Source organism: Demequina aurantiaca (genome assembly GCF_000975135.1).
Lineage (GTDB): Bacteria > Actinomycetota > Actinomycetes > Actinomycetales > Demequinaceae > Demequina > Demequina aurantiaca.
This window is the reverse complement of sequence record NZ_BBRF01000001.1, coordinates 1,718,885-1,740,837: the sequence shown is the minus strand read 5'-3', so window position 1 is coordinate 1,740,837 and position 21,953 is coordinate 1,718,885. Positions and strand designations below refer to the sequence as shown.

At 65.0% G+C, this 21,953-nt stretch carries 21 protein-coding genes; 5 read left to right on the top strand and 16 right to left on the bottom strand.

The window, feature by feature from the left end; translation table 11 throughout:
• Positions 1-5 precede the first annotated feature (5 nt).
• Positions 6-515: a CinA family protein gene (locus tag AOP73_RS07865; RefSeq protein ID WP_061964464.1), complete on the bottom strand. Its 510-nt coding sequence runs from the start codon at positions 513-515 to the stop codon at positions 6-8.
• Complete coding sequence (pgsA, locus tag AOP73_RS07860; RefSeq protein ID WP_061964462.1) at positions 502-1,095, bottom strand: CDP-diacylglycerol--glycerol-3-phosphate 3-phosphatidyltransferase; 594 nt, start codon at positions 1,093-1,095, stop codon at positions 502-504. Before pgsA ends, AOP73_RS07865 begins: the two co-directional genes overlap by 14 nt.
• A 55-nt stretch (positions 1,096-1,150) precedes the next feature.
• Between pgsA and AOP73_RS07855 the strand changes: the two genes are divergently transcribed.
• On the top strand, positions 1,151-2,506 hold the full coding sequence (locus AOP73_RS07855) for a CapA family protein (RefSeq protein WP_084626740.1): 1,356 nt from the start codon (positions 1,151-1,153) through the stop codon (positions 2,504-2,506).
• 5 nt (positions 2,507-2,511) lie between these two features.
• On the opposite strand, the gene AOP73_RS07850 is transcribed toward AOP73_RS07855, so the two are convergent.
• The 7 genes from AOP73_RS07850 to thyX form a co-directional block, all read right to left on the bottom strand.
• Positions 2,512-4,770 carry a putative bifunctional diguanylate cyclase/phosphodiesterase gene (locus AOP73_RS07850; protein ID WP_084626669.1) on the bottom strand — a complete coding sequence of 753 codons (2,259 nt, stop codon included), beginning with the start codon at positions 4,768-4,770 and terminating at the stop codon, positions 2,512-2,514.
• A complete protein-coding gene (locus tag AOP73_RS07845; RefSeq protein WP_084626668.1) occupies positions 4,755-7,484 on the bottom strand; it encodes an FtsK/SpoIIIE family DNA translocase in 2,730 nt (909 codons plus the stop codon). Before AOP73_RS07845 ends, AOP73_RS07850 begins: the two co-directional genes overlap by 16 nt.
• Positions 7,485-7,600: 116 nt before the next feature.
• Entirely contained in the window at positions 7,601-9,283 is a 1,683-nt protein-coding gene (locus AOP73_RS07840) for a ribonuclease J (protein WP_061964460.1), read from the bottom strand.
• Positions 9,284-10,180: a 4-hydroxy-tetrahydrodipicolinate synthase gene (gene dapA, locus AOP73_RS07835; RefSeq protein ID WP_061964459.1), complete on the bottom strand. Its 897-nt coding sequence runs from the start codon at positions 10,178-10,180 to the stop codon at positions 9,284-9,286.
• Between the two features lie 72 nt (positions 10,181-10,252).
• Complete coding sequence (locus AOP73_RS07830; protein ID WP_061964457.1) at positions 10,253-10,588, bottom strand: cupin domain-containing protein; 336 nt, start codon at positions 10,586-10,588, stop codon at positions 10,253-10,255.
• 79 nt (positions 10,589-10,667) lie between these two features.
• Complete coding sequence (locus AOP73_RS07825; protein WP_061964455.1) at positions 10,668-11,180, bottom strand: hypothetical protein; 513 nt, start codon at positions 11,178-11,180, stop codon at positions 10,668-10,670.
• Entirely contained in the window at positions 11,177-11,866 is a 690-nt protein-coding gene (gene thyX, locus AOP73_RS07820) for an FAD-dependent thymidylate synthase (protein WP_061964958.1), read from the bottom strand. The genes AOP73_RS07825 and thyX overlap by 4 nt, the downstream gene beginning before the upstream one ends.
• A 221-nt stretch (positions 11,867-12,087) precedes the next feature.
• On the opposite strand from thyX, the gene AOP73_RS07815 reads away from it, so the two are divergent.
• Genes AOP73_RS07815 through AOP73_RS07800 form a run of 4 tightly spaced genes read left to right on the top strand, consistent with a single transcriptional unit; the run spans position 12,088 to position 14,283 of the window.
• A complete protein-coding gene (locus AOP73_RS07815; protein ID WP_061964453.1) occupies positions 12,088-12,723 on the top strand; it encodes a GNAT family N-acetyltransferase in 636 nt (211 codons plus the stop codon).
• On the top strand, positions 12,711-13,430 hold the full coding sequence (locus AOP73_RS07810) for an AzlC family ABC transporter permease (protein ID WP_236683531.1): 720 nt from the start codon (positions 12,711-12,713) through the stop codon (positions 13,428-13,430). Before AOP73_RS07815 ends, AOP73_RS07810 begins: the two co-directional genes overlap by 13 nt.
• Positions 13,427-13,744, top strand: a complete 318-nt coding sequence (locus AOP73_RS07805) for an AzlD domain-containing protein (RefSeq protein WP_061964451.1) — start codon at positions 13,427-13,429, stop codon at positions 13,742-13,744. The genes AOP73_RS07810 and AOP73_RS07805 overlap by 4 nt, the downstream gene beginning before the upstream one ends.
• Before the next feature lie 50 nt (positions 13,745-13,794).
• Complete coding sequence (locus tag AOP73_RS07800) at positions 13,795-14,283, top strand: GNAT family N-acetyltransferase (protein WP_061964449.1); 489 nt, start codon at positions 13,795-13,797, stop codon at positions 14,281-14,283.
• Positions 14,284-14,285: 2 nt separating this feature from the next.
• On the opposite strand, the gene AOP73_RS07795 is transcribed toward AOP73_RS07800, so the two are convergent.
• The 7 genes from AOP73_RS07795 to AOP73_RS07765 all read right to left on the bottom strand — a co-directional run bounded on the left by AOP73_RS07795 (position 14,286) and on the right by AOP73_RS07765 (position 21,900).
• Positions 14,286-14,765, bottom strand: a complete 480-nt coding sequence (locus tag AOP73_RS07795) for a hypothetical protein (RefSeq protein ID WP_061964447.1) — start codon at positions 14,763-14,765, stop codon at positions 14,286-14,288.
• Positions 14,766-14,767: 2 nt separating this feature from the next.
• Positions 14,768-15,511, bottom strand: a complete 744-nt coding sequence (dapB, locus tag AOP73_RS07790; RefSeq protein ID WP_061964445.1) for a 4-hydroxy-tetrahydrodipicolinate reductase — start codon at positions 15,509-15,511, stop codon at positions 14,768-14,770.
• Between the two features lie 28 nt (positions 15,512-15,539).
• Entirely contained in the window at positions 15,540-16,862 is a 1,323-nt protein-coding gene (locus AOP73_RS07785) for a M16 family metallopeptidase (protein ID WP_061964443.1), read from the bottom strand.
• 451 nt (positions 16,863-17,313) lie between these two features.
• Positions 17,314-19,530 (bottom strand): polyribonucleotide nucleotidyltransferase, encoded by a 2,217-nt coding sequence (locus AOP73_RS07780; RefSeq protein WP_061964440.1) that lies wholly within the window; start codon positions 19,528-19,530, stop codon positions 17,314-17,316.
• A 395-nt stretch (positions 19,531-19,925) separates the two neighbouring features.
• Positions 19,926-20,195, bottom strand: coding sequence for a 30S ribosomal protein S15 (gene rpsO / locus AOP73_RS07775; protein ID WP_061964438.1), 270 nt, complete (start codon positions 20,193-20,195; stop codon positions 19,926-19,928).
• 128 nt (positions 20,196-20,323) lie between these two features.
• Positions 20,324-21,250, bottom strand: a complete 927-nt coding sequence (locus tag AOP73_RS07770) for an amino acid ABC transporter permease (RefSeq protein WP_084626666.1) — start codon at positions 21,248-21,250, stop codon at positions 20,324-20,326.
• Positions 21,247-21,900, bottom strand: a complete 654-nt coding sequence (locus tag AOP73_RS07765) for an amino acid ABC transporter permease (RefSeq protein WP_061964436.1) — start codon at positions 21,898-21,900, stop codon at positions 21,247-21,249. The genes AOP73_RS07770 and AOP73_RS07765 overlap by 4 nt, the downstream gene beginning before the upstream one ends.
• Between the last annotated feature and the right edge of the window lie 53 nt (positions 21,901-21,953).

Genomic DNA, 21,953 nt, shown 5'->3' with positions numbered 1-21,953 from the left:
TTACCTTAGAGTTGTTCCCCAATTCCAGGCGCCTCGGCGGTATGTCCGCCCATGGCGGACAAAAACACCGTCAAGGCCGCGTCAACGGAGCGCCTCACGATGGCCCCCCGGTCGCCTGTGAACGTAAATTCCTGGGCTCGCGCGATGCCCGGACCGGCGACACCGATGAACACCGTGCCCACCTCCCGGCCATCGTGGGCCCGCGGTCCGGCAACGCCCGTCGTCGACACTGCGATGTCCACACCAAGTCTGGCTCGCGTGCCTTGTGCCATCGCGAGCGCCGTATCCGGAGAGACGGCTCCCACCTCGTCGAGCACATGCGCGGGCACCCCCAGCAGGTCGCGCTTCACGTCCGCGTGGTACGCCACCACCGCGCCGCGCCACACGTCGGAGGCACCCGGCACCGCGGTGATGGTCGCGGAGAGCGCGCCGCCCGTGAGCGACTCGGCCGACCCCAAGGTCAACCCTCCGGCGCGTGCCAAGTCAATGACGTGTGCTGGTTCAGGCCGCCACATCAGGACGGCTCCCCTGATGTCCGCCGTCGACTGCCCGCTGATGGCGCCGGGCGGCCACGATGCGCCGCATGTAGTCGTATCCGGTCACGAGCGCGAGCACGACCGCGGCGACGAGCAACACGTAGGCCACCACATCTACCCACGGTGCAGCGTTCGGCCACAGGAAGAGCGTGATGGCGCCCGCCTGAAGCGCCGTCTTGATCTTGCCCCCTTGCGACGCAGCGATGACGGTATCCCCGGCCACCATCAGTCGGCCCACTGTCACGGCGATCTCGCGCAACGCGAGCACGATGAAGGCCCACCAGCCGATGCCATCGATCAGTGAAATCATCGCCAACGCCGCCAGGATCAGGACCTTGTCGGCAATCGGATCCGCAAGCTTGCCGAACGTCGAGACCACGGCCCAGCGACGGGCGAGGTAGCCGTCCAGAAAGTCCGTTGCGCCCGCGATCAAGAAGACGAGCAGTCCCCACCATCGATCCGGCCCCTCGGCGCCGTCGTCCGCGAGCAGGAGCAGCACCATCACCGGCACCGCCACTAGGCGGAGGGCCGTCAGGATGTTCGGAAGGGCTGCGCTCACAGGTTCACCCTACTGGCGTACCCGCCCCGCTACCTCACAGGCGATAATGGTCGGCATGTCTCCCTCGCGCGCGCCCTCGCATTCCACGAGTCCGCGCACCAGCCTCGGCCTGTGGCTCGTGGCCTCACTGGGTGTGGTCGCCGTGGTCGCCACTGGCATAGTCATCGGCCTGAACGTGTCCTCCCCATCGGGGGGCCCCACCACTGTCGCGGGCCCGGTTGCTTCTCCAGGGGAATCGTCGAAACCCGACGCTGCCACGGACGCAGTCGTGCCGCCTCCCGCTCCCGTGAGCGAGGTCAACAAGACACCAGCCGATGAGACGGTCACCTTTACGCTCGCCGCGGCTGGGGACGTGCTCACCCACGGCCCTGTCTTGAGCTCCGCGAAAACATCGGATGGCTACGACTTTGACCGGCTCATGGATCCGGTGCGTGACTATGTCTCCGGACCCGACCTCGCCCTGTGTCATCTTGAGGTCCCGATCGCGCCCCCGGGCACCCAGCCCACTGGCTATCCCATCTTTGGCGCCCCCAAGGAGCTCGTGGGCGCCCTACAGGACGAGGGCTGGGACGGCTGCTCGACCGCGTCGAATCACACCGTCGACCGTGGTTTCGCGGGCCTTGAGGCCACCCTGGACGAGTTCGACACGGTCGGAATGGGGCACGCCGGCTCCGCCAGGACTGAGGACGAGGCCGACTCGGTGCAGATGTATCGGGTTCGCACCGGGGAGCGGCTGATCACGGTCGCAAACATTTCATTCGCCTACGGCCTCAACGGCTTGCCCAAGCCCGAGGGCAAACCGTGGGCCGTCAATACCTTCGACGCCAATGCGGAGGACGCACAGCCCATCATCGACCGCGCCCAGGAGGCGCGCGACGCGGGCGCCGACATCGTCATCGCATCGGTGCATTGCTGCGTCGAATACCAAACCGAGCCCACCGCCGCTCAGCGTTCGATCGCGGAGAAGATCGCGTCTTCTGGCCTGGTAGACCTATACATCGGGCACCACGCGCACGTTCCACAGCCCATCGAGCTACTTCCTGGCGGCCCCACGGGTGACGGCATGTGGACCGCCTTTGGGCTCGGCAACTATCTGTCGAATCAGGATGCGAATTGTTGCGTCCCCAATACAGACTCGGGCATCCTGCTGACCGCCACCTTTGACGTGTCCGCTGACGACGATGTGGGCGTGGGGGTCGAGTGGACAGCGGTCACGGTGGACCGCCGAGATGCGCACGAGATGCATGTGCTGCGCGACATTCCCGACGGCACCGAGACTCTCACCGCCAACGAGGTTGCTGCTCGCCTCAAGCGCGTGAGCGACGCGGCCGGGACGCAGGCATCGGAACGGACCGAGCCCGCCGAGGCGCTGGCGGACGACTCCTATTGGGTCCCGCGCGGCAAGAAATAGCGCCGCTACTCCACGCTGGAGTCGACGGCGTCCTCCTGCGGGAGGGGGTCAATCATGCTCGTGGAGAATTGCGTGGTGGCCGCGCAAATGGCGGCCGCCGGCTGCGCTACGCCGAAGAGCCAGCCTTGGCCGTAACGCCAACCGCAGTTGCTGAGGAACTGCGCTTGGGCTTCCGTCTCAATGCCCTCGGCGATGGTGGCAAGGCCGAGTTCGCGCGCGAGAGCTCCGAGAGCACGTGACACCCGGGCTCCCGCGGGGTCCTCGGGAATTCCAGCGACGAACGACATGTCCAGCTTCACTCCGGACACGGGTAGGTCGCGCAGGTAACTCAGCGGCGATACCCCCGTGCCGAAGTCGTCCAGCAGGATGGGAACGCCGGCATTGCGCAGTTCGGTGAGTTCATGTCGGATGCGCGTGTTGGGCGCGACCAGCGACGCCTCCGTGAGCTCCACGACGATGCGCTGTGCGCTCAGCCGGTGGCGCCCAATGGTGCTGAGAACACGGTCCGCGAACTCTGAGTCGCCCAGTTGATCCGCGGACACGTTCAGCGAGACCCACGCAGTGTCACTCGCTACTCGTGCCAGGAATCCGGCCGCCTGATCCACGAGCGCGGTGCCGAGTACGACGGATAGCTTCTTGTCGTTGATGAGTGGCAGGAACGCCCCGGGAAGCAGGAGCCCGCGGGTGGGGTGTTGCCAGCGCACCAGCGCCTCATAGCCCACCACGGTGCGCGTGCTGAGTTCCAGAACTGGCTGGTAGTGCAGCACCAGATCGCCGTTCTCGATGGCTCGCGCGAGTTCCGTGGCAAGGGCGCTGTGAGTGTCAGTGGAGGTACGCATGGAGGCGTCGAATACCTCCGTACGCGACTTGCCGGACGACTTGGCTCGGTACATGGCGGCATCGGCGGCGCTCAACAGTGCCGGGGCTCCGCCGTCCACGGTGGTCTCGTCGGCCATCGCGATTCCCAGTGACGCGTTGACGGCAATGAGGTGGCGTTTCACCTGAAGAGGTTGCTTGAGGCCGGTGTGAATCGCTCCGGCAATTTCGAACAGCGCCTTGGCACAGTCGTCGTCCTGCACCACAATGACAAACTCGTCGCCACCGATGCGGGCTACGGTGCCACGTCCCGCGGTAGCCGAACGCAGCACTCCCGCGACGTGAACGAGCGCGTTGTCCCCCGTCGCGTGACCGAAGCGGTCGTTGAGTCCCTTAAAGCCATCGAGATCCACCGCGATGACGCCCGCACGGCCTTGCGCATCGGGCTGCTCGAGGACTTGCTGGAGCACGTCGTGGAGCAAGGTGCGGTTGGCCAGACCCGTCAGTGGGTCGTGCATGGCCCGGTGGGCAAGCAGCTCGGAATGCATGCGATCGTCCGTTGAATCACGCACCTGCACCACGTAGTGGTCGGGCGCTCCCCCGGCGTAGCGCACTAGTCCCACGTCAAGGACGGCCCACACGACGTTGCCGTCTGCCCGCACGTAGCGCTTTTCTAGCGAGAAATGGTTCTGGTGTCCGTCGTAGAGTCGCTGGAGCTGGTCGCGCTCAGCCTGCAAATCCTGAGGATGCGACAGCGCCGAGAATGGCGTGCCCCGCAGCGCTGCCACCGTTGAGCCCATCATCTCCGCGAACGCACGGTTGGCCTCCATCAATCGCCACTCAAGGTCAACGAGAGCCATGCCGGTGGGTGCGTTCTCCATCGCCTTGCGAAACTGCACGTCTGACCGATTGAGCGCCTCGGCCGCCTCTCGCAGCCCGCTAGTGTCCATAATGGTGGTGACGGTGATCGAGGTGCCGTCGTGCTCGCTCTCGACGTTGGCAGTGCGCACCTGAATCCAGCGCACGTCGTCCGCACCTCGGCGGCCGGGAACCCCCACGACGCGAGACTTCCCTGGCTCGGTAGGCGCGAAGGCCTCGTTGACGAGGAGCGGATGCATCTGTGCGTCCAACGCACGCACCGGAAGCCTCATCATGGGCTTGCCCACCGCATCGGCCGCGTTCAATCCCAGAATATGCGCGGCCATGTCCGAAATCATCGCGATCTCACCCGTTGACCGGGAGATGATCACGCCGTCACGTGCGGAGGACATCACCGCATCGAATTGCTGTCGCAGTTCGCGCTCGTGGATCAGGGCGTCGTCGTGTGCTTCGCGTTCCTTGTGCGAACGCCAGAAATAGTAGAAGGCCGCGAGCGCGAGGACTACCAGCAGGCAGGTGACAGCAACGACAAAGCTTGGTTGCTGAAACAGATCTACGAGTCCGCCCATGGCCCTTCCTCAGCGTCGTCCTCGACGTCTTCAATGCTTACACTAGCGGGTGTTTCGCCCCGAAGAATCGCTAGTGTGCCAGCAAGGTCATCAGCCATGACGAGCACGTCGCGTGCCTTGGAGCCCTGCGAGGGTCCCACGATCTCTCGACTCTCCAAGAGGTCCATCAGACGGCCGGCCTTGGCGAAGCCCATCTTGAGTTTGCGCTGAAGCATTGACGTCGACCCGAGCTGGGTGGTGATGACAAGTTCGGCCGCAGCACAAAGGTCGTCTAGATCATCTCCGATGTCCTCTGCCACGACGGCAGAAGAGGTGCTCTGGATCACGTCGTCACGGAACTGCGGTTGTGCCTGGTTCTTGACGTGCTCCACCGCTTCGTGAATCTCCGTCTCCGTCACCCAGGCACCCTGCACGCGCATCGGCTTGGATGAACCCATGGGCAGGAACAGCGCGTCACCCTGGCCAATCAGCTTCTCGGCACCGGGCATGTCGAGCACCACGCGCGAGTCAGCGAGGGACGACGTAGCGAAAGCGAGGCGGGACGGCACATTCGCCTTGATGGTTCCCGTGATGATGTCCACCGAGGGGCGCTGCGTCGCCAGCACCAGGTGAATACCGGCGGCGCGGGCCAGCTGCGTGATGCGCTGAATCGACTCGTCGACGTCGCGTGGCGCGACCATCATGAGGTCGGCAAGCTCGTCGACAATCACCAGCAGGTACGGGTAGGTGGTGATCTTGCGTTCGGAGCCCGGCAGTGGCTTGACCTTGCCCGCGCGGACTGCCTTGTTGAAGTCGTCGATGTGCTTGTAACCGAACAGCGCCAGGTCGTCGTAGCGCATGTCCATTTCCTTCACCACCCACTCGAGGGCCTGGGCGGCCTTCTTCGGATCGGTAATGATGGGGGTGATCAGGTGAGGAATCCCCTCGTACATGGTGAGTTCCACGCGCTTGGGGTCCACCAGCACCATACGCACCTCCTGCGGGGTAGAACGCATCAGGATGGAGGTGATCATGGAGTTCACAAAGCTGGACTTACCAGCGCCGGTGGCTCCGGCGACGAGCAGGTGGGGCATCTTGGCGAGGTTCGCCATGACGTAGCCGCCCTCGACATCCTTGCCAATGCCGATCGCCATCGGGTGGTCATTCTTGATGGCCACCTGCGAGCGCAACACGTCGCCTAGCGCGACGGTCTCGCGGTCGACGTTGGGAATCTCGATGCCGATCGCCATCTTGCCGGGAATCGGGGACAGAATGCGAATGTCGGCACTGGCGACCGCGTACGCGATGTTCTTGGACAACTGGGTGATCTTCTCGACCTTGACGCCGTGACCCAACTCGACCTCGTACCGCGTGACCGTGGGTCCGCGGGTGAATCCGGTCACGTTCGCGTCCACACCAAATTGCTCAAGCACGCTCTTCAGTGACTCGACGACGCGGTCATTCGCTGCCGAACGAGTCTTGTGCGGCGCGCCGGCGACCAGCATGCTCGGGTCAGGCAGCACATACGGGCTGGAGTTCTCGAGCTGGCCCTGTTCGCCGGCGGGCACGATACTCGTTGTCTCGGGCGCGCGGAGCTCGGTCTTCGCGCCCGATGCGGCGGCAGCCAGGGCTGCGGCATCCGCGGAGGTCTCGATCACCTCAGTGACGTCATACGGGGACACGCCCTCGCCGGAATAGACCGTGGTCGGGGACATCTCCTCGTCCTCCGGCACGGCAGGCTTCATGCCCGCCTTGGCGTCGAGCTTGGCCTGCTTGGCGGCCTTCGCCTCCGCCTCGGCGCGGGCCAGTGCGGCTCGGTGCTCTCCGCCGGGGTCAATGATGTCGTCGAAGGGGTCGCCGTCAATGGCAGCAGCAGCGGCGAAGGCCTCATCGGCCTCGTAGCCGTCGAGACGTCGCTCGTCCTCGGCGGACGTGCCGGTCATCTTGTCGCGAGCCCGGTCCATGAGACCCGGCTTGCGCTGTTTGACGGGCTTCTCCCCGGAGCGTTCCAACGTCCGGTGCTCGGGCAGGTCCAGTTCGGGGTCATCGTCGATCTCCTGGCCCCTGCCAAAGAGATGACGAGCTCGCGGCCCCACCTCGCGCAGCGGAATTCCAGCGATGATAAGAACCGACCACAGGCCGAGGAGTACCAGCACCACGACTGCCAGTCCGCTGGTGAGGATCGCCGCAAGTGGGGTTCCCACCAGGAAGCCCATGATGCCCCCGGCGGACTGAATGGCGTCCATCCCGTCTGCCTGAGGCGAGGGGGATCCCTTGGCAATCTGAATGATGGCGTCGACGATGACCGTCAGCATCAGCACACCCAGCGCGATGCGGTTATTGGTGTGCCCCTCCTGCGGCGCCCGGAACAGCCGGAACGCCATCACGAGCAACACCACCGGCATCGCGACGGCGAGCACTCCAAAGATCCCGGCCGCGACGAAGTGGACGGCGGTGCCGGCCCAACTCGAGAGTCCAAACCACTCACGTGCCGCGACAATGATCGCGAAGATCAGCAGCGTGATTGCCAGGCCGTCGCGACGCACCTCGGGACTCACATCGCGGGCGCCGTGGCCGATGTGACGAACGGATCCGCCCACGGCGTGCGAGACTCCAGCACCGGCCGACTTGATGCCACGCACAAGCGTGGGAGGCTGTTCGGCCTGCTTCTTCTTGGCGGGCGTGCGGGGCTTAGCCCCCTTGGGGGCAGTGCGAGCTGGACGTGACTGTGCCATGTTTCAGCACGCTACTCCTCGCATCGGACAAGGCGAGGTTGCCATGCCGCGTGTGACTGCATCAGCCGTGGCATCGGCGCGGACCCGCCCACGGGCGGGACCGCGCGTCACACTGGCTACGCCTCGATGACGATCGGGATGATCATGGGGCGACGACGCAGCTTGGTGCCGGCGAAGCGGCCGAGCGTGCGGCGCATCACTTGCTGAAGCTGATGATTGTCGGTGGACCCGCCTGCCGCAGACTCCTCGAGAGCCGCCTTGATTTTGGGCAAGATCGCGTCAAAGACGCTGTCGTCCTCAGCAATGCCCCGCGCGTGCACGGTGGGACCGGAGACCACCTTGCCGTTGGACGAGTCGACGACCGCGAATACGGACACAAACCCCTCCTCCGACATGATGCGGCGGTCCTTGAGCTCGGCATCGGTGATCTCGCCCACGGACGACCCGTCGACATACACGTTGTGCATCTCGACCGCGCCCACGACCTTGGCCTTGCCGTTCTGCAGGTCGACCACCACGCCGTTCTCCGCGAAAACGACGCGGTTCTTAGGCACGCCGGTCTTCATGGCCAGATTGCCGTTCGCGAGCAGGTGACGCACCTCGCCGTGAACCGGCATCACGTTCTTGGGGCGCACGATGTTGTAGCAGTAGAGCAACTCGCCGGCGCTCGCGTGGCCGGAGACGTGAACGCGCGCACTACCCTGGTGGACCACCGTCGCGCCGTGACGCATGAGGCCATTGATCACGCGGAACACCGCGTTCTCGTTGCCCGGGATCAGGGACGATGCCAGGATCACCAAGTCGCCCTGACCCACCTTGAGCTTGTGGTCGAGATTAGCCATGCGGCTGAGGGCGGCCATGGGCTCGCCCTGTGAGCCGGTGCACATGTAGACCACCTTGTTGGCTGGCAAGTCGTCGGCCTTCTTGGCATCAACAACGAGGCCCTGCGGCACATCGAGGTATCCCATCTCAGAGGCAATACCCATGTTGCGCACCATGGAGCGGCCCACAAACGCGACCTTCCGACCATGCGCGTGGGCGGCATTGAGGACCTGCTGCACGCGGTGCACGTGGCTGGAGAACGACGCCACCACGATGCGGCCGGTGGCGTTCCCAAACTGCTGGTCCAGGACCGGGGTGATTTCCACCTCGCTCATGGTGAAGCCAGGGCTCTCTGCGTTGGTCGAGTCCACCATGAACAGGTCGACGCCCTGCTCGCCTAGGCGGGAGAAGCCACGCAGGTCGGTGATGCGGCCGTCGAGCGGCAGCTGGTCCATCTTGAAGTCACCCGTGTGGAGCACGGACCCGGCAGGCGTCTGAATGAACACGGCCAGTGCATCGGGAATCGAGTGGTTGACGGCGACGAACTCCAGATCGAAGTCGTGAAGCTTCTCCTTCTGCCCCTCCTTCACCGCGAGGGTGACGGGGGTGATGCGGTGCTCCTTGAGCTTGGCCTCGATGAAGGCGAGCGTCAACTGCGAGCCGATGATGGGGATGTCGCGACGCAACCGCAGCAGGTACGGCACAGCGCCGATGTGATCCTCGTGGCCGTGCGTCAGCACGATTCCCTCGACGTCGTCCATGCGGTCCTCGATGTAACTGAAGTCCGGCAGGATCAGGTCCACGCCTGGCTGGTTGTCCTCGGGGAATAGCACGCCACAGTCGACGATGAGCAGCTTGCCGCGGTACTCGAAGACGGCCATATTGCGGCCGACCTCACCCAGGCCACCCAAGGGGACGATGCGCAGAGCGTCGGGGTTGAGTGCGGGTGGTTCTTTAAGTTCGGGGTGAAAGTTCACTTAGTTCTTCAATCCTGCGGCAATCAGTACCGCGGTGAGGGAGTCGTACTCCTCGGAGGTGGCCGGGAGCAGCGGCAGCCGCATGTGGCGCCCGCTCAAGACGCCAAGCGCCTGCATCCCGGCCTTGGCCATGGTTGCGCCCGGACCTGGTGACATGACCGCGTCAGTCACCGGTGCGATGCGTTCGTTCAATTCGTCGGCGAGCGCCGTGTTGCCGGCATCGTGAGCCGCGATCATGTCGCGCACCCACTCGCCTGCCACGTGACTCACGACCGAGACGACGCCGACGGCGCCCACTCGTAGAAATTCGAGGGTCAACGGGTCGTCACCCGAGTACCAGACCACGTCGGAGCGCTCGATGCGGGCCTTGGCCTGAGCCACGTCTCCCGTCGCGTCCTTGAGCGCCGTCACGGTAGGAATCGCGGAGATCTGGTCGAAGGCGTCGTCTCCGATCGCCAACGCAGTGCGACCGGGGATGTCATAGAGCATTACCGGCAGGTCGGAGGCGTCGCAGATCGCCTTGAAGTGGGCAACGACGCCTGCCTGCGAGGGCTTCGAGTAGTACGGCGTCAGGGCGAGCACGCCATCCGCTCCGCATTCCTTTGCCTGGGCAGCCATCATCACGGCGTGAGCCGTGTCGTTGGAGCCCGCGCCGGCGACGATGGTCGCCCGGTCTCCCACGGCCTCGACGATCGCACGCGTGAGGTCTTCCTTTTCTGGCGCGTGCGTGGTGGGTGCCTCGCCCGTGGTGCCAGAGATGACTAGTCCGTCGCTGCCATGGTCAACCAAGTACCTGGCGACATTCTGAGCGCCCTCGATGTCGATGGTTCCGTCGTCGAACATTGGGGTCACCATCGCGGTGAGCACCGTGCCAAAGGGGCGCTGAGCAGAGGTCATGTGCCTAACTTACCGCGTACGCCACGCCATGCCTGCCCGGCGGGGCCCGCCGGGCCATCGGCCGGAAGCTTGCTACGTGGCGCGAGTGGCCACCGTCAGCAGGAACGCGGCATCGGTGGGCGCGTGCACCGAGTGGCGCAACGGCGGAATGAGGTAGTAATCCCCCACCGCGAGGCGCACCACCTCGCCGCCCGCGGTGATGTCGATGGCGCCCACGAGCACCTGGACCGTGGCCTCGCCCGGGCTGGCATGCTCGCTGAGCCCGTGCCCCTCCGTGAGGCAGATCAGCGTCTGGCGAAGGTCGTGCTCGCGTCCTCCGTAAATTGTTTCTGAATGACGGCCATTGCCCGACTCCTGCGCCTCGGTGAGGTGCTTCTGCGCGAGTTCGTGAAGGTTGACACTAGTCATGGCATGCCTTTCATCAGTAGCCCGTAGAGCCGGGCGAGCATTTCCATCGTGGCACGCGCACCAGGTTGGCGCGAGCCGACTAGTTCGCCTGCGACTCCTTGAGCTTGGCCTCGACCAGTCCCTTGTTGTCGATCAGTAGCGTCACCGCGGTGAAGTCCGTCTGGGCGAGTCCGCCGCCCACGATGGTCGAGCCCTCAAAGGTGATCGACGTCGCGGTCGCGGTGGGCTTGCCCAGGTTCACGATCAACGAGTGGTTCTTGCCGCCGAGGACGCCGGTGATCACTGCGCGAGGCATGGTGTCGCCGAACTCGCTGTCCCAGTCCTGCACGAGCTGAGAGACGGACACTGCGTTGACTTCCTGGCCGTCCTCGACGCTGACCTGCAACACCGAACCACCCACGTTGTCGAGCTCCACTGCCTCGGTCGAGACGGAGGCCGTTTGCGATTGCACCACCCAGACGTCACCTTCGTCGGACTTCGCCGTGGTGGCGGCAGCAATTGCCCAGCCACCAAAGAGCCCGAGCGTGAGCGCGATCAGAGTCACCACCGTGATGGTGCGGATGGTGTTCTTCTTCTTGGTGTCCTCGGTCATGGTGCGACGCGTCCGTTCTTGTTGAAGGCCGCGTAGGTCAGCGGCATGAGGGTGGCCCACTCGTCTTCCATCTGCTCCGCGACCATCTCGATCTCGCGCTGAGGGAAGGAGGGGAAGTGCGTGCCCTCGCGCGTGGTGCGCAGGGACAGGAAATTCATCAGTGCGCGGGCATTCATGGTGACGTACATCGAGCTGTACGTGTTCACCGGCAAGACCGCGCGGGCGACCTCACGAGCAATGCCAGCATCCAGCATGCGCTGGTAGGCCTCGTAGGCGTGCGTGCAGCTCGAGCGAATCTCCGCATCGGCGAGCGCGTGCTGCTCCGCAGTGCCGTCCTCAAAGCTGTAGGCACCAGGCTTGCCCACCTGGACCAGTTTGCGCTCGGGCGCGGGCGTATAGAAAACGGGACGCAGGTTGCGGTAGCGGCCCGATTCCTCGTTGTAGCTAGCGATGCGGTGACGCATGAACTCGCGAAACACGAAGATAGGCGCCTGGACGTAGAACGTCATCGAGTTGTGCTCGAAAGGGCTGCCGTGGCGGTCGCGCATCAAGTAGTTGATGAGGCCCGCGCTCTTCGACGCGTCGGCGTCCACGTCGTCGAGGGATTGCTCGCCCTTGGTGGACACGCGCGCCGCGAACAGCACGTCCGCGTCCTGCGCGTTGGCGCGTACCAACTCGACCGTCATGTGGGACTTGAATTCGATTTCCGGTGTCTCGCTCACGCCGCCCAGCCTAGCGTTGTCCACGTGAGGCGGGGACGCACGGCACGCGTGAGGTCGACTCGTGGCCACCTCTCGCAAGCTTGCGGTACATGAGTGCGGTTTCGATGCCCCAAATCAGCACTCATGTACCGCCAGCAAGCACCACGCGCCGGAATCGCACCCACACACCGTGCCAGGATGTACCCATGCCAGCAATGCCCCGAGCGGTACCCCACCGCGTCGTGACCGAGCGCGTCGTGATTCGCGCGTATGAGGTTACCGACGCGGAGGAGATGGATGCCGTCATGGTCGCCAACCACGTGCGCCTGCGGGAGTGGATGGCGTGGGCGTGGGACGAGCCGCAGATCCTCGAGACCCGCCGCAACTTGCTCCGCTATTTCCGCGAGCGCTTTGACGCGGGCGAGGACTGGACCATGGGGATGTTCGACCGCTCGTCGGGTGCACTGCTGGGCGGTACTGGTCTGCACCCCCGAGGCGAGCCAGGACTTCTCGAGATTGGCTACTGGCTCGCGGCCGATGCCGAGGGGCGCGGGCTGATGAGAGAGGTCGCCGCAGCGCTTACTCAGGTGGCTTTAGAGGTCGCGCACGCGAATCGCGTCCAAGTCTGCTGTGACCCAGCAAATGTGCGTAGCCGTGGGGTGCCGCAGTCACTCGGCTATACGCGCGTGGGAGTACGGACCGAGCCCGAAGGGGCGGAAGTCGGCCGAGAACTGACAGAAGTGTGGGCGATGACCGACCTCTCCCCTGACTCCCCCGTGGCGGCGTACCCGCGGCCAGGCTTGGCCGATGCCGACGGTAGGGACATCGCTTGGCCCGCCTGAACGTGGGGAGGCTGAGTCTGCGCGGGCTCGACCCCGCGCGCCAACAGGCTGTCTCAGTCTCCGTCGCGACCGGGGCCTACGCGATCAGCTTTGGCGCGCTGTCCGTCGCCGCCGGCCTGGACGTATGGCAGACGATGGCGCTGTCGCTCCTGGTCTTCAGCGGCGGCTCGCAGTTCGCATTCGTTGGTGTGATTGCCGCGGGAGGCGGGGCTGCGGCGGCCGTCGCGACTTCCACGTTTCTGGGGCTGCGCAACGGCTTTTACGGGGTGGGACTCGCGCCCGTACTGCGACCCATGAGTGGGTGGCGGCGTGTGTGGGCGGCGCACATGACCATCGACGAGTCGACGGCCGTCTCCCTCGCCCAGCCCGCCGACGACGTTGAGGCACGACGTGCGGGTTTCTGGTGGACTGGCGTGGGCGTCTTCATCCTGTGGAACGCGATCACGGTCGTGGGTGCGCTCGTCGGAGAGCGCATCGGCGACCCTGCGGACTGGGGCCTCGACGCGGCGGCCGCCGCGGCGTTCCTCGGCCTGGTGTGGCCGCGCCTGGCGTCGCGTCCCGCTCAAGCGGTGGCCGGGGCATCGGCCGTCTTGGCGCTGTTGCTCACCCCAGTGACCCCGGCAGGAGTGCCAATTCTTGCCGCCGCCCTGATCGCCATCGTGGTCGGTTGGCGCGCCCCCACGTCCAAGGACGAGGTGCCCGAATGACTTCATACATGTGGATGTGGGTGGCGATCGTGGGCGCCGGGCTGCTGGCCTGGGCGACCAAGTACGCGGGTCACGTGGTGCCGGAGCGGTTTTTGGAGAACCCGCGCGTGCACCGCATCGCAGCGTACGTGACCGTCGCATTGCTGTTCGCACTCTTCGCGGTGCAGGCGTTCACGACGGACGGCGCGATCGTGTTCGACGCGCGCGTGGTCGCGGTCGCGGTCGCCGCGGTACTGCTGTGGAGGCGAGCGCCGTTCATCGTGGTGGTGGTGGTTGCCGCAGCCGTCGCCGCGGTGCTGCGGCTGATCTTCTAGCGCCCACGGTCGGTTCGGTCACGGCTGGTGTGCCGCGTACGCTTGAGGGCATGCCTACCGCCGATGTTTCCGCCCGCCCCGCCGTGCTCGGCGACGAGCACGCGTTCGCCGCGATCCAGTTGGCCGCGTGGCGCGAGACGCTTGGCGACGAGGCGGTCGATGCTCTAGATGCCGACGAGGTGCGCGACACCTGGGGTGCGGCGATCGAGTCTCCTCCTACGCGCGACGACCGCATGTTCGCCGCCTGTGACGGTCCGCGTGTGGTGGGCTTCGCGGCCATGACCGCCGCCGGCGACATCATCGCGCTCGAGGTTGCCCCCGAGCACCGCCGCATGGGCCATGGGTCACGCCTCATGGCCGCCTGCGTGGACACCCTCCGCATCAGGAATGCGCCCGTCGTGCGCGCCTGGGCACTCGAGGGCGACGAGGCGCGTGAAGCGTTCCTGCAAACGGCTGGACTTGGCGAGGGCGGTGTCCGGCGCACCCTTGAGGGACCCCACGGCGACCTCGTCGAGCGGCTCTGGCGCGCAGAGGTCTAGCTCTAAGCGTCGGTGCGGGAGGCCTTGCGCTCGGCACGGTAGAGGTCCGCAGCGTGACGCAGCGTCTTGCGGGCCTGAGAACGCTCCCCCGCCGCCTCGTAGGCGTAGGCGAGGTGGAACCACGCCGACCAGTCCTCCGGGGCGTCCTCAACCTGGCGCGACGCCACCTCAAAGACCGCCTCGGCGGACTCGCGCGTGAGTTTGCCGCTGGGCTTGGTCTCGCCGTCGTGGATGGGCAGCCGACCCTCGCGATCCAGCGTGTCCGCCATCTGCTGCACGGACGTCCCCAGCCGGAACTCGTGCACCAAATACCAGGCACCAAGCAGCGGCAAGAACAGCAGCGCGGCGCCGATCCCCTTTGCCGCCAGCTCGTCGGAGCCAAGGAACAGGAATGCCTGGTTGGCGATCAACACGAAGTACAGCGCCAGGATCAACGTGATGGCGACGGCGGCGAGGAAGCCGCGATTGCGCATGAGCTTCATCTCTACAGGCTCATGTACTTGTCGAGTCCGACCGTCAGCCCCGAGTAGTTGCCCACCTCGCGAATACCCAGCAGCACTCCCGGCATGAAGCTCACGCGGTCGAACGAGTCGGTGCGGATGGTGAATTGCTCACCCGGATTGCCCATCAGGATCTCCTCGTGGGCGACCAGGCCTCGCAGACGAACCGAGTGCACGCGCACGCCGTTGACGTCCGCGCCGCGAGCGCCGTTGGCGAAGTCCTCCGTCGCATCGGGCGATGCCGCGATGCCTGCCTCCGCGCGTGCGGCGGCGATACCGGCGGCCGAGTGCACCGCGGTTCCGGAGGGCGCATCCACCTTGTCGGGGTGGTGAAGTTCAATGACCTCAACGGACTCGAAGTACTTGGCCGCGAGGGCCGACATGCGCATTGCTAACACGGCGCCGAGCGCAAAGTTGGGGGCGATCAGCACACCCAGGTCGGGACGCTCACGCAGGTGCTCTTCGACTCGCTGAAGCGCGTCCTGGGTCCACCCCGAGGTGCCGACCACGGCACTGATGCCGAGGTCGATCAGCGCGTGGACGTTGGCCTCCGTCGCGGACGGCACGGTGAAGTCCACCGCGACATTCGCCTGCGCCTTCGCGGCGGCAGAGATGTCGTCACCGTCATCGAGAGTCGCGACGACGCTCAGGTCCTCGGCCGCAGATACGGCGTTGACGACGTGGGTTCCCATGCGCCCCGAGGCGCCCAGCACAGCTACGTTAATCATGCGTCCACCTTACTTGGGAGCAGCGGGACTAGACCGCGCCCGGGCCCACGCGCACGGCAGTTCGCTGGCGGCCAGCCAACTCGGCGGCAAGGCCCACTACCTGATCCGCCGTCACGGCACGCACCTGGTCCAGCACCTCGCCGATGCTCCACAACTCGCCATAGACGAGCTCGGCCTTCCCGAGCCGCGACATACGCGAGTACGAGTCCTCGAGGCGCAGCACGGTTGAGCCGCTCAGCTGGCCGATGGCGCGCTCCATCTCCTCGTCCGTCACACCCTCGGCCATGCGCTCAAGCTCGGAGACCATCAGGCGCGACACCTCGTCCGCTTTGCCCGGCGTGCAGGCGGCGTACATGCCAAACAAGCCAGCATCGGCGTTGGGTGCACCGAATGAATAGACCGAGTAGGTGAGACCGCGCTTTTCGCGAATCTCCTGGAATAGGCGCGACGACATGCCCCCGCCCAGGATGGTGTTGAAGACGGCCAGGGTGTTGCGGCGGTCGTCGCTAGCTTTGAAGCCGCGCGAGCCGATCACGACGTGCGCCTGCTCAAAATCGCGGACGATGCTGAGGTCGCCGCCCTGGGTAGCCGTCACCTGGTTCGTCGAGTCGCGCCGTGACAGTGGCGCTCGCTGCGACGTCACGTCCCAGCCTCCTAGTTCTAGGGCAGCCATCACTTGCTCGCACACGATGTCGTGGTCCACTCCCCCGGCGGCCGTCACGATCAGACCCTCGGGGACGTAATGCTTCTGGTAGTGGTCCCAGACAGCGTCGCGGGTCACCGAGCGGATGATGTCAGGGGTTCCGCCGATGGGCCGGCCCAAGGGGTGCCCGCCAAAGACCAACTCCGTGAACTTCTCGTGCGCCACGTCCCCCGGGTCATCGTCGTTCATGGCGATCTCCTCGAGGATCACACCACGCTCCATTTCGAACTCGTCTCGGTCCAGCTTGGGGCTGGTGACCATGTCCAGGATGACGTCGATCGCCATCGGCAGGTCGGTATCAATCACCCGCGCGAAGTAGCAGGTGAACTCCTTGGCCGTCATCGCGTTGGACTCGCCGCCCACGCGGTCAAAGGCCTCGGCGATCTGCAGCGCGCTACGACGCTGGGTGCCCTTGAACAGGAGGTGCTCGAGGAAGTGCGTGGAGCCGGCGTGCTCAGGGGTCTCGTCGCGCGAACCCACACCCACCCAGGCGCCCATCGTGGCGGACCGCATCCCAGGGATTTGCTCGGTGAATACCCGCACTCCTCCCGGTAGCACGCTGCGGCGCACCACGGCACCGTGATCCTGTTCGATGGAAATGGAGGAGCCGATGGATTCGGCGGAGACAAGGGGAAGGGCGTGAGGCATGGTCACGAGCCTAACCCCGGCCGCCGCTGCTCTGGCGCAGTTTCGCTACCCGCGTTGCCCTGGCCGGCATCGGCGTTCCATCCTGAAGGACGATTAGCCAGATAGTCCTTCGACAAGACACTGAGGGACCATCGGGAAGGACGAATGAAGGTTTCGTCCTTCGGGACCGGACGGGACCGCACAGGGCGGGACGGGGCCGGACCGGACAGGGCGGGACGGTACAGGGCGGGACGGGACGAGGACGGAACAGGGCGGGACGGGACGAGGATGGAACAGGGCGGGGCGAAACAGGGCGGGTACCACGTGTAGGGGCCTACTCGATGTGCGGCCGATGCGCTGGCCCGGTCGTGCCTCTCGAGCGATTGGCGCAGGTCAGGGTTCAGAAACGACGAAGCCGCCGGCCCCTTGCGGGAACCGGCGGCCTCGTGAACCGTCTAGTGAAGGGCTGCGACTAGTTGTCGTCACCCTCAGAGTCGGCGCCCTCGGCACCGGCCTCTTCGACGACCTCGAGCGACAGCTTGCCGCGCGGGTCAACTTCACCAATCTGGACCTGAATCTTCTGACCCACGGAGAGGACGTCCTCGACGTTCTCCACACGCTTGCCACCGACCAGCTTGCGGATCTGCGAGATGTGCAGCAGTCCGTCGCGGCCGGGGCTGAGCGAAACGAAGGCACCGAAGGCGACGGTCTTGACGACCGTTCCAACGAAACGCTCGCCGACCTCAGGCACGTGCGGGTTGGCGATCGCGTTGATCGCCGCGCGGGCAGCCTCGGCCGAAGGGCCGTCGGTTGCACCGATGAACACGGTGCCGTCGTCCTCAATGGAGATGTCGGCGCCAGTGTCGTCCTGGATCTGGTTGATCATCTTGCCCTTCGGGCCAATGACCTCACCGATCTTGTCAACGGGGACGCGCACCGAGATGACGCGAGGAGCGAAGGGGCTCATCTCGTCGGGCTCAGAGATGGCCTCCGCCATGACGCCCAGGATGTGGATGCGAGCATCCTTGGCCTGGTCGAGTGCTCCGATGAGGACCGAGGACGGAAGCCCGTCGAGCTTGGTGTCGAGCTGGATGGCGGTGATGAATTCCGAGGTACCTGCGACCTTGAAGTCCATGTCGCCGAACGCGTCCTCAGCACCCAGGATGTCGGTCAGCGCCGCGTAGCGGGTCTCACCGTCAACCGTGTCGGACACGAGGCCCATGGCGATACCCGCGACAGGGGCGCGCAGCGGCACACCAGCGTTGAGCATGGCGAGGGTTGATGCGCAAACCGAACCCATCGAGGTGGAACCATTGGACCCGAGGGCCTCGGACACCTGGCGGATTGCGTAGGGGAAGTCGTCACGCGACGGGAGCACGGGCACCAAGGCACGCTCAGCAAGCGCACCGTGACCGATCTCGCGGCGCTTGGGGCTGCCCACACGGCCGGTCTCGCCCGTCGAGAACGGCGGGAAGTTGTAGTGGTGCATGTAGCGCTTCTTCGTCTCGGGGCCAAACGAGTCGATCTGCTGCTCCATCTTCAGCATGTTCAGCGTGGTGATACCCATGATCTGGGTCTCTCCGCGCTCGAAGATAGCCGAACCGTGCACGCGCGGAATGGGGCCAACCTCTGCGGCGAGCGGACGAATGTCCTTCAGGCCACGGCCGTCGATGCGGATGCCCTCCGTGAGGACGCGCTGGCGGATGGTCTTCTTCGTGACGGCGCGAACCGCTGCGGAGATTTCCTTCTCGCGACCCTCGAACTGAGCGTCAAGAGCGGTGTGAGCCGCGTCCTTGATCTCGTCGAGACGGTCCTCGCGCTCTGCCTTGTCAGCAATCTTGAGCGCTGCGGACAGGTCCGCCTCGGTGGCCGCGGTCACGGCGTCGAGGACATCGTCCTGGTAGTCAAGGAAGCGGGGGAACTCCTTGGGAGCCTTCTGCGACTTGCCGGCGAGTTCGATCTGGGCGTCGCACAGCGCCTTCAGGAATGGCTTGGCAGCCTCGAGGCCCTCGGCGACGACGGTCTCGGTGGGAGCCTGGGCACCCTCGGAGATCAGGTCGAACGAGTCGTCGGTCGCTTCTGCCTCAACCATCATGATGGCGACGTCGTCACCTGCGATGCGACCGGACACGACCATGTTGAACACGGCGCGATCCATCTGGCTGTACTTGGGGAACGCGACCCACTGACCGTCGATCAGCGCGATGCGCACGCCGGCCACAGGACCCGTGAAGGGCAGGCCGGAGAGCTGCGTCGAAGCCGATGCGGCATTGATGGCGAGGGTGTCGTACGAGTCATCGGGGTTGATGGCGAGCACGGTCACGACGACCTGAACCTCGTTGCGCAGGCCCGACACGAAGGTGGGACGCAGCGGGCGGTCGATGAGGCGGCAGGTCAGGATCGCGTCGGTCGAGGGACGGCCTTCGCGGCGGAAGAACGAGCCGGGGATCTTGCCGGCGGCGTAGGTGCGCTCTTCAACGTCAACCGTCAGCGGGAAGAAGTCGAAGCCCTCGCGAGGGTGCTTGCCGGCGGTCGTCGCCGACAGCAGCATGGTGTCGTTGTCGAGGTAAGCGGCGACCGTACCGGCTGCCTGCTGAGCCAAGCGGCCCGTCTCGAAGCGCACCGTGCGGGTGCCGTACTTGCCGTTGTCGATAACGGCTTCAGCGAACTGAATTTCGGGACCTTCCATGTGGAAGTTTCTCCTTAATTTGTGAAGCAGGGAATGCGAACTTAGCGACCTTGTGCCGCCACTGATCGTCAGTCGAAATGCTCAGAAGTAGTCCGCGAGAGTTCGCGGAGAGTCTGCCCATCACCACCGAGGACCAGCGTTCTACTTGCCTGCCAGGTGTATGTGTGCGGCTCTGCCTACAGTGGAGAGCCGGTTCTATGCTATCAGGGATGCCCCACACGGGACCCGTGCATCGCGGGACCACGAGCAAATGACAGATGCGCGAAACGTACGTGGTGGGACCGCCACGTCGCTAGAGCCCCGCACCCTTCGCGCGCCGGGCCCCAAAAAAACAGAAACCCGACCGCTCAACCCCCTGGTGGGAGGAGCGGCCGGGCTCTGATATGAAGCTGTGACTAGCGACGCAGTCCGAGGCGCTCAATGAGTGCACGGTAGCGCTCGATGTCGACGCGCTGAAGGTAGTTCAGCAGGTTGCGGCGCTGACCGACCATAAGGAGCAGGCCACGACGGGTGTGGTGGTCGTGCTTGTGCTCCTTGAGGTGCTCGGTGAGGTCGAGGATGCGCTGCGAGAGCATCGCGATCTGAACCTCGGGAGAACCGGTGTCGCCTTCTGAGCGGGCGTAATCGGCCATGATGGACTTCTTGACTTCAGGGGTAAGCGGCACAGCAGTCTCCTTCGTAATGTCTTGTTGCGCGGCGCACCCGGGCATATTCTCCGGGGCACTGGGATCCGCGGCCGTTATACGGCGACGGTCAATGTTACCCGAAGACGCGCTTCCCAGCCACCACGCAACTAGAGGGCGCTATCCCCGGTGCGTGTGTTGGCGCCAATACCCGTGGCGGTCACTCCCCCGGGCGGGCCATCGGCCTTGCCCTCCACATGAAGTCCACCGACTGTCTTGCTCTTGGTCCGCATGCGGCCCTCGATGTAGGTCGCGAGCCTCGACACCGACATGTTGATGAGGATGTACAGCACTGCGACCACGAAGATGAAGACCACCTTGGTGGACTCTCCAAAGAAGTTGTAGTTGTCCTTTGCCGACTTGAGGAGCTCCGAGTAGCCGATGATGAATCCCAGCGAGGAGTCCTTCAGCAGCACCACGATCTGGCTGATGAGTGCGGGGAGCATGATGCGCACGGCCTGCGGCAATTGAATTCGGAGCAGCGTCTGCAACGGCGACAGGCCGATGCTGAGGCCCGCCTCCTTCTGCCCGCTTGGCAATGCGGCGATTCCAGCTCGCAGAATCTCCGCCACCACAGCCATGTTGTAAACCACGAGGCCGAGCACCACGGCCCACAGCGGATCGATGTTGAGCCCGATGACACCGAAGTACATGATGAGCAGCACGGGAATGCCGCGGAACACCTCGGTCACCACTCGGGCGGGCACCCGCGCGATCCAGTATGGCGACTGGCGGAGAATCGTGAGCGCCAACGCCAGTGCGAGTGCGATGGGGATGGCGATGAGGACGGGCTTCAGCGTGCCCCAGATGCCGCTCATCAGGATGGAGGTGATCCACACGTCGGACACGGACTGGCCGCGCGGCGGATCCCACAACACCGCCCAGCGGTCGTCGAAGATGCCGTTGCTGTAGGCGGTATAGCCAGCCCACACCAGCAGTCCAACAAAAATCAGGGTGAAGACAACGGTGAAGATTCTGTCGCGAGCCTTGGCGCGCGGTCCGGGTGCTTCGTAGAGCACTGACGTTTCATTGCTCATCGGGCGATCGCCACCTTTCGCTCGATTCGCTGACTCGCGACGCCCATGGGAATGGTGATCACGAGATAGCAAAGGCCGATGCCCGCGAACACGCCAACCACGTCTGCGGGATTGCCATTCGCGAGACGCTGCGCGGAAGCAGTCAGCTCGAAGACCGCAAAACCGGCCGCAACCGACGTGTTCTTCACGTGAGCAATGTAGACGTTGATGAGGGGCGGGACCACGGAGCGGAACGCCTGCGGTAGCACGATTTGGCCGAGGGTCTGGAAGAACGTGAGGCCGATGGACCGGGCGGCCTCGGCCTGACCAACGCCCACGGAATTGATTCCAGAGCGCACCACCTCACAGACGAAGGTGGAGGTATACAACGTGAGCGAGATGATCGCCATGGGGACGCCCAGACCCACATGCAGGCCCAAAACGGGGACCGCGAGGTTAAGCATCACCAGAAAAATCAGGGTGAGTGGAGAGTTGCGGAAGATGTTCACGTACACGGTGCCAAAGGTGCGTAGCGGGCCTATCGGGGAAACGCGAAAGGCGGCCAGCATGACGCCCCAGATGAACGACAGGACTCCGGCGGAAACCGACAGCCACAACGTCATTTTGAACGCCGTCCAAACGACGTCAGCGTTGTCTATCAGTGCTCCCATAGTCCTCTCCGAGTGACGTACTTAGTTGGGCTGGTAGGTGCCCGGCCAGGAAG